At 72.6% G+C, this 7,248-nt stretch carries 7 protein-coding genes; 2 read left to right on the top strand and 5 right to left on the bottom strand.

Annotated elements, in window-relative coordinates:
• Window positions 1-344 precede the first annotated feature (344 nt).
• The 4 genes from ACGF2V_RS29925 to ACGF2V_RS29910 form a co-directional block, all read right to left on the bottom strand.
• Window positions 345-1,070 (bottom strand): class F sortase, encoded by a 726-nt coding sequence (locus tag ACGF2V_RS29925; protein WP_362625455.1) that lies wholly within the window; start codon window positions 1,068-1,070, stop codon window positions 345-347.
• Window positions 1,071-1,221: 151 nt separating this feature from the next.
• Window positions 1,222-2,112, bottom strand: a complete 891-nt coding sequence (locus tag ACGF2V_RS29920) for a hypothetical protein (protein ID WP_362710743.1) — start codon at window positions 2,110-2,112, stop codon at window positions 1,222-1,224.
• Window positions 2,113-2,796: 684 nt separating this feature from the next.
• On the bottom strand, window positions 2,797-3,666 hold the full coding sequence (locus ACGF2V_RS29915; protein ID WP_362627500.1) for a transglutaminase-like domain-containing protein: 870 nt from the start codon (window positions 3,664-3,666) through the stop codon (window positions 2,797-2,799).
• A 218-nt stretch (window positions 3,667-3,884) separates the two neighbouring features.
• Complete coding sequence (locus ACGF2V_RS29910) at window positions 3,885-4,910, bottom strand: GNAT family N-acetyltransferase (protein WP_362627497.1); 1,026 nt, start codon at window positions 4,908-4,910, stop codon at window positions 3,885-3,887.
• Between the two features lie 117 nt (window positions 4,911-5,027).
• On the opposite strand from ACGF2V_RS29910, the gene fdxA reads away from it, so the two are divergent.
• Together fdxA and dapC are read left to right on the top strand one after the other, a co-directional pair.
• Window positions 5,028-5,348, top strand: coding sequence for a ferredoxin (gene fdxA, locus ACGF2V_RS29905; RefSeq protein WP_018956287.1), 321 nt, complete (start codon window positions 5,028-5,030; stop codon window positions 5,346-5,348).
• A gap of 132 nt (window positions 5,349-5,480) precedes the next feature.
• Window positions 5,481-6,602 carry a succinyldiaminopimelate transaminase gene (gene dapC / locus ACGF2V_RS29900; RefSeq protein ID WP_362710746.1) on the top strand — a complete coding sequence of 374 codons (1,122 nt, stop codon included), beginning with the start codon at window positions 5,481-5,483 and terminating at the stop codon, window positions 6,600-6,602.
• 168 nt (window positions 6,603-6,770) lie between these two features.
• Here dapC and ACGF2V_RS29895 read toward each other — a convergent pair whose 3' ends face one another.
• Window positions 6,771-7,184, bottom strand: coding sequence for an ATP-binding protein (locus ACGF2V_RS29895; RefSeq protein ID WP_362627491.1), 414 nt, complete (start codon window positions 7,182-7,184; stop codon window positions 6,771-6,773).
• Between the last annotated feature and the right edge of the window lie 64 nt (window positions 7,185-7,248).

Here is a 7,248-nt window from a genome sequence, read left to right as displayed (position 1 = left end):
CAACGGAGAACTCCGGGCGGGCAGTCGGCGATGAAACAGGAAGTCTCACGGCGCGAGCCGTAAGAATCTCCCTCCTTCAGGAGGGAGAGCGTCAATCTGTGCGGACGATGCACACCGCCGGGTGAGATCCCTGTGGTTGTGTTCACCAGGGGGCGGAGTGTGCTTCTGTACGGGGGCGGCAAGAACCCGTACGGCCCGGTCGTCGATACCGAGGGCGTCGTGCGGTGCTGAGGGCGACATACGGGCGTCGGCGGTCAACTGCCGTCGTACGCAAGGCCGCGCCGGTCCCCGTACGCCGTTCCGGGGCGTACGGGGACCGGGCCCGAGTCGCTGAGGCGTGACCGTCAGCCCTTCTTGGGCGAGTCCAGGTGGGCGAACACCACCACGTTGTCCTCGTAGTCCTTGGCCTTCTTGTTGTATACGCCGCCGCACGTGATCAGGCGGACCTGGGCGGACGGGGTGTCGCCGTAGACCCGTTCGTCCGGGAACTTCGCCTTCTTGAACGTCTCGACGGAATCCACCTTGAACGTGGCCACGGAGCCGTCGGCGCGGGTGATGTCGACCTCGGACCCCCGCTTGAGACGCCGGAGCTGGAGGAAAACGGCGGGACCGGTCTTCGTGTCGACGTGGCCCGCCACGATCGCGGTGCCGCGCTCACCCGGCGTGACGCCGTCCTTGAACCAGCCGACCAGGTTGCTGTCGTTCGGGGGCGGCGCGTTCAGCCGGCCGTCGGGGCCGAGGGCCAGATCGGTGAAGGGAGCGTTGACGGCGAGGGCCGGGATGCGTAGCCGCGTCGGGACCGAGCGCAGCATCGCCGGTCCGTCGCCCTGGGGGGCCGGGCGGGGCGGAGCGTGCGAACCGAGCACCTCCTCGGGTGGGGCGGGCATCGCGGGAGCCAAGGCGGCGGCGGGCGGGGGCGGCACCGTGCCGTCGGCCACGTCGTCGAACGAGTTGTAGATCATGACCATGCCGAGCCCGGCCGCCATGGCCGGCCACAGCAAGTGGCGGCGCGATCGGGAGGCGTGGGCCTTGCGGCAGGGGGTGGAGCCGGGTGGCTGCGAGGCGGCCATGGGGGTGTCCCTTTCACTTGCGCGAGGCGGGGCGGGTGCGGGGCGTCGGGGCGGAAACGAAGCCGCCGCGGCCGTCGCTCCTTCAGGAGCGACGGCCGCGACGCACGAGCGACCGGTTGACGGGTCATGGGTCGGGTCGTGGTCGACCCGGTCAGACGATCGCGTCACCCGCCGACCGACGACGACGCAGCTTGTACGCGCCGACGCCGAGCCCGCCGAGCAGCAGCACCGAACCGGCGGCCAGGCTGTTGCCGGTCATCGCCGTCCCGCCGCCACCGGTCTGCACGCCGCCGCGGGGTCGGCCCTCGTCGCCACCCTGTCCGTAGTCATCGCTTCCACGACCGCCGCTGTCGCCCTCGTCGCCTTCGCGACCGCCGCTGTCGCCCTCGTCGCCTTCGCGACCACCGCGGTCGCCCTCGTCGCCTTCGCGACCACCGCGGTCGCCCTCGTCGCCCCCGCGACCGCCCTCGTCCCCGGCCGTCACCGCCGCCATGAAGCCGCCGCCGGTGTCCATGCCGCCTCGGGGCTTGCCGCCGTCATCGCCGCCCCGGCCGCCTTCGTCGTTTCCGCCGCGACCGCCTTCGTCGTTTCCGCCGTCGTCGCCGCCGCGACCGCCTTCGTCGTTTCCGCCGTCGTCGCCCCCGCGACCACCGCGGTCGCCGGAGTCGTCGCCCCCGCGGCCGCCCTCGTCCCCGGCGGTCACCGCGGCCATGAAGCCGCCGCCGGTGTTCACGCCGCCTTGGGGTCGGCCCTCGTCATCGCCGTAGCCGCCGTTTCCGTAGTCGTCACCACCGCGGTCGCCGGAGTCATCGCCGCCGCGACCACCGCGGTCGCCGGAGTCGTCACCGCCGCGACCGCCACGGTCACCACCGTGGCCGCCGTCGTCGGAGCCGTTTCCTCCGTGCTCGTCGCCGCGCGAGGACGAGGAGCCGGCTGCCTGCGCCGCGTCCCCCGCCGTGGTCACGGCGTAGGCGGAGGGACCGGTGATGGCGAGGGCCGCTGTGGCAACGGCCGTAGCGAACAGTGTGCGGGCAGAGCGCATCTGAACACGTTCCTTCCCGTCGCGACTGCGAAGAGTGACAGGGTGTCGACTCGGTGTGGAGCAGTGGCGACGTGATCCACCGTCAGCCGGAATGCTGTCGCGCGCCATCGGGGAGCGCCGCATTCGAGCGAAGCCGTGGGCTCATCGGGTGGTGCGGGGCGGATAATCACCCGTTGGATTGCACGCGGCGCTTCGCGAGGTTTGAGCGGCGGCCTTCCACCCGTTTGCCGGGGTTCCGGCACCGTGGCGCGGGCGCCCCCCGATGGTCCCGTTGCGATCCTCTTTCGATGCCGAACTCGACGTACGCGCAAGGCGGTTGGCGGTGCGCTTCGGTGCGTCACACACCCGGCGGCGTACGCCGTTGCGCCGAGGGTCGCACCGGTCGTCCGCCTTGTGATCCGGCCCAAAGCGCCCATGAATCCACCGTGCGGCGTACACGAACCGACAGACCGCACCGGGACCGGAACCGGCATCGGGACCGGCACCGGAACCGGGACCGGGGAGTTCGGTTCCGGCCGACGGCATCCACTTCCGTGTGCGGGGAAAAAGACGGGCAAGACGCGGGAACGGCATGGGAACGGCGCCCGAAAGACACAGGCACGGCCCGATGTCCAGCACTCCGGGCCATTGGAGTCCACGGGCGGCGAAAGCCGTCAGGCGACACCGGTCACGAGCCCGCAGCGCTCAGTTCAGCAACGCCCGTGCCGCCCGCGCCCGTTGGCGGATCGCCTCGGCCGCCTCGGGCTCGATCCCAGCGACCACGTCCGCGTACTCCTCCATCTCCGCCGCCCCGCGCAGGAACTGCCCGCTCTGTACGAGCAGCTGCGCGCGCTCGTACCGCAGCCGGGCCGGGTGCGAGGGCAGCAACAGGGAGAGGTCCACCGCCCACAGTGCCACGTCCGTGTGCTCCGGGCGGGCCGCCGCCCAGGCCCTGACATTGTTCAGGACCCGCAGCACGATCTCCAGCGGGCGGGCGGGCGCCAGCATCGACTCCTCCAGCGGCGCGCCCGTCGTCCCGGCCACCAGCAGCTCCGCGTCCTGCCCCGTCAGCGGCCGGCCGCCGTCGAAGGGGTCGGCCAGCACGCGTTCCGACGGATCGCCGAACCCGACCACGAAGTGCCCCGGCAGCGCCACCCCGTAGACCGGGCCGCCCGCCCGTCGGGCCACCTCGATCCACACCACCGACAGCAGGATCGGCAGCCCGCGCCGCCGCCGCAGCACCTCGTGGAGCAGCGACGACTCCAGCCGTCGGTAGTCCGCCGACGAGCCCGCGAAACCGCACCGCTCGCCGAGCAGTTCCGCCAGTGCCGAAGCCCATGCCCGGGCGCCCCGCAGTCCGTACGGCAGCCGTCCCGCCAGCTCGTCCAGCTCGATCTGCGCCGCGTCGATCCCGTTCGCGTTCAGCGCGGGGTCGGCCACGGCGGCCAGCAGCAGGCAGAGCTGGGCCAGGTCCGGCCGTTCGGCGCGCGCCTCGGCGGCGAACTGCCGCAACAGCTCGTCCCGGCGGCCCGGGTCCTCGGACCGCCCGTGCGGACCGGGCCGGTCAGCATTCATCGCACTCCCCGCCGTTCATCGCACTCCCCGCCGTTCATCGCACTCCCCGCGGCTCGTCGGGCTGTCCGCGGCCCGTCGGGCTGTCCGCCGTCCGTCGGGCGCCCCGCCATGCCGGCTTCCCGCTCTGCCGCCCTCTGGTCCGCCACGCCGGCCCCCTGCCCTGCCATGCCGATCTCCGATCCCACGCCGGTGCCTGATCTCACGCCGCCCCTGCCCCGTCATGCCGGCCGGAAGTGGTGGTACCGGTGGTGCACCGCGAACCCCATGCCGTCGTAGAGCGCCCGCGCCGCCTCGTTGTCCGACTCCACCTGGAGCCACGCCGCGGAGGCGCCCTCGTCCAGCGCGCGGCGGGCGAGCGCGGTCATCACGGCGGTGGCGAGCCCTCGGCGCCGGTACCCGGGGGCCACGTCCACGGCCATGAACCCGGCCCACCGCCCGTCCACCACGCACCGCCCGATCGCCGCGGGCGCCCCGGCCGCGTCCTCGTCCCCGGCATCGGCCGGCACGGAGGCGAACCACACCGAGGGGCCGCCGCGCAGCACCTCCAGGACATGCGGTCCCGGGCGTCCCGGTGGCTCGCAGCGCTGGTAGCGGGAGAGCCATGCCTCGTCGAGGTCCCGGCTCAGCCGCACCGCCGTCACGTCGGCGTCCAGGTCGGCGACGGGGGCCGCCGCGCCAACCCGTACTTCCGTCGTGACCTCGCGTCGCCAGCCGCGCTCGTCGAGCGCCGCGCCGAGCCGTTCCTGGGTGCCCTCGGCGCCGGTCGCGACCTGGATGTACACGGGCAGCCCGCGCTCCCCGTACCACCGCTCGACGTACCGGAGCGCCTCGTCGAGCGGAACGCCGGGATCGCCGAGCGGCAGCACGGAGTTCGCCCGCCGGGTGAATCCCCCCGCGGCCCGCAGCCGCCAGTCGCCCAGGGCCTCGCTCTCCACCGGCGGCCAGGCCCGGGCGCAGACCTGCGCGAGCTCCTCGAAGGAGGCCGCGGGGACACCGCGCCGCCGGGCCGGGGCGGCGGGGACGACCTTGCCCGCGACGAGGGACGATTCCGCGATGCGGACGGATTCGCCGTTCTTCGTTGTGATCGACAGCACACCATGTTCCCATGATGTGAGAACGCCGACCGTGTCCGTGAACCTCGGCCCCTGCGCCTGCTGTGCCGATGCGCGCCGGACTGATACCCGTTTGCCCACGTCAGTCGGTGCAATTCGGACCTCGAGTCGTCCGCCGACGGTGAATTCCACAGCTCTGTCCGCCCCTCCTGTTCGGTTCGTGCCCGGGAACGGAGATACTAGGGGTGGGCATCGACGACGCCGCGCTCCCGCGCGAGAGCCAACGCCCTACCGAGGAGGAACGACAGCGTGACCTACGTCATCGCGCAGCCTTGTGTCGACGTGAAGGACAAGGCCTGCATCGAAGAGTGCCCCGTCGACTGCATCTACGAGGGCCAGCGGTCCTTGTACATCCACCCGGACGAATGTGTCGACTGCGGAGCCTGTGAGCCGGTGTGCCCGGTCGAGGCGATCTTCTACGAGGACGACACCCCGGAGGAGTGGAAGGACTACTACAAGGCGAACGTCGAGTTCTTCGACGACCTCGGGTCGCCGGGTGGTGCCTCCAAGCTGGGCCTGATCGAGCGCGACCACGCGTTCATCGCCGCGCTGCCGCCGCAGAACCAGTAATCGGCGGGCCGCACGTGCGTCGCCCGGTCCCGTACGGCTCGTCCCGTACGGGGCCGAGGCGTTTTCGCACGTCGGCGGCCGCAGCGGCTCCCATGGGCTTCAGCGGCCCCTGTAACGAGAAAGCAGAGATCCGTGTCCGCAGTCTCCCCTCGCCGTTCCTCCCTCTCCTCCCGTCTCCCGGACTTCCCCTGGGACAAGCTCGCGCCCCACAAGTCGACGGCCTCCGCCCACCCGGACGGCATCGTGGACCTGTCGGTGGGTACGCCCGTGGACCCGGTGCCCGAGCTGATCCGGCGAGCACTCGTCGACGCGGCGGACAGCCCCGGTTATCCGACGGTGTGGGGGACCACCGAACTGCGTGACGCGATCAGCGGGTGGGTGGGGCGGCGGCTCGGCGCCGTCGGGGTGAGGCACGAGAACGTGCTGCCGGTCGTCGGCTCCAAGGAACTGGTGGCCTGGCTGCCCACCCAGCTCGGACTCGGCGCGGGCGACAAGGTGGCCTACCCGCGCCTGGCCTATCCGACGTACGAGGTGGGCGCCCGGCTCTGCGGCGCCGAGCCCGTCGTCTACGACGACCCCACGGAGCTGGACCCGGACGGTCTGAAGCTGCTCTGGCTCAACTCGCCGTCCAACCCGACCGGCCGCGTCCTGGCCAAGGACGAGCTGACCCGGATCGTCGCGTGGGCGCGCGAGCACGGTGTCCTGGTCTTCAGCGACGAGTGCTACCTGGAACTGGGCTGGGAGGCCGAGCCCGTCTCCGTGCTGCACCCGGACGTCTGCGGCGGTACGTACGAGGGCGTCGTCGCCGTCCACTCGCTCTCCAAGCGCTCCAACCTTGCCGGGTACCGCGCGGCCTTCGTCGCCGGCGACGCGTCCGTGCTCGGTGAACTGCTGCTGATCCGTAAGCACGGCGGCATGATGACCCCGGCCCCCGTCCAGGCGGCGGCGGCCGTGGCCCTCGGCGACGACGAGCACGTCGCCGAGCAGCGCGCCCGGTACGCGGAGCGGCGCGCCGCCCTGCGCACCGCGCTGGAGGCCCACGGCTTCCGGATCGAGCACAGCGAGGCGAGCCTCTACCTGTGGGCGACGCGGGACGAACCCTGCTGGGACACCGTGGCGTACCTGGCGGAGCTCGGCATCCTGGTGGCACCGGGGGACTTCTACGGGCCGGCCGGTGACCGCTTCGTGCGCGTGGCGTTCACGGCGACGGACGAGCGAGTGGCCGCTGCGGTCAAGCGGCTGGCCCACGGCTGACCCGCAGCGGCCCGCAGCCGCCCGCAGGGCCGTGGGAGTGCGCGAGGGGCCGCGGGAGTGCACGTACGGCGTGACTCCCGTGGCCCCTCGCGTATGAGGTGACGACGGACCGGACCAGCCGATTCAGCCGATGCAGCCGACTCGACAGACTCGGTCCATGTGGCCGATTCAGCCGATCGGCAGCCCCTCGGTGGGGAGCCCCTTCGTGGGCAGGCCGCCCTTGGCCGCGGTGCCCGTGGTGCCACCGAGGACCTCGCCCGCGGTGCCCGCGGCGCCCCCGGCGGTCTTCTGCACGGTCGGGGCGGTCTCGGATCCCGCCTTGTCGACAGTCTTGCCCGCGGCCGGGAGGGTCGTTCCGACGATCTTGCCGCCGGTCTCGCCCGTCGCCTTGGTGCCCTGCTTCGACGCGCCGTCGACCGTCTTGCCGAGACCGGAGCCGTCGACGGAGGTCAGGCCGCCGAGGTCCGGCGTCTGCGGGATCGGCGCGGCACCCGCGGCTCCGGCCGCGCCGATCACGGGGGCGGCGCCTGCGGCGAGCAGCAGGGCGGCACGGGTGATCCGGCGGGTCAGGGGGAGGGACATGATGCTCCTTCGACGGGGTGAGGAATCTGTCTGTCCGTTGATCGGACGCAATGACAACCGTCAT

Origin of the sequence: Streptomyces sp. NPDC047982 (assembly GCF_043204165.1) — a bacterium.
GTDB lineage: Bacteria > Actinomycetota > Actinomycetes > Streptomycetales > Streptomycetaceae > Streptomyces.
This window is presented reverse-complemented; position numbering and strand designations above follow the sequence as displayed.

Coding starts and splice junctions, on each gene's coding strand:
- ACGF2V_RS29920 (WP_362710743.1), bottom strand. CDS start 2,112: ATGCGCTCTGCCCGCACACTGTTCGCTACGGCCGTTGCCACAGCGGCC.
- ACGF2V_RS29895 (WP_362627491.1), bottom strand. CDS start 7,184: ATGTCCCTCCCCCTGACCCGCCGGATCACCCGTGCCGCCCTGCTGCTC.
- ACGF2V_RS29925 (WP_362625455.1), bottom strand. CDS start 1,070: ATGGCCGCCTCGCAGCCACCCGGCTCCACCCCCTGCCGCAAGGCCCAC.
- ACGF2V_RS29915 (WP_362627500.1), bottom strand. CDS start 3,666: ATGAATGCTGACCGGCCCGGTCCGCACGGGCGGTCCGAGGACCCGGGC.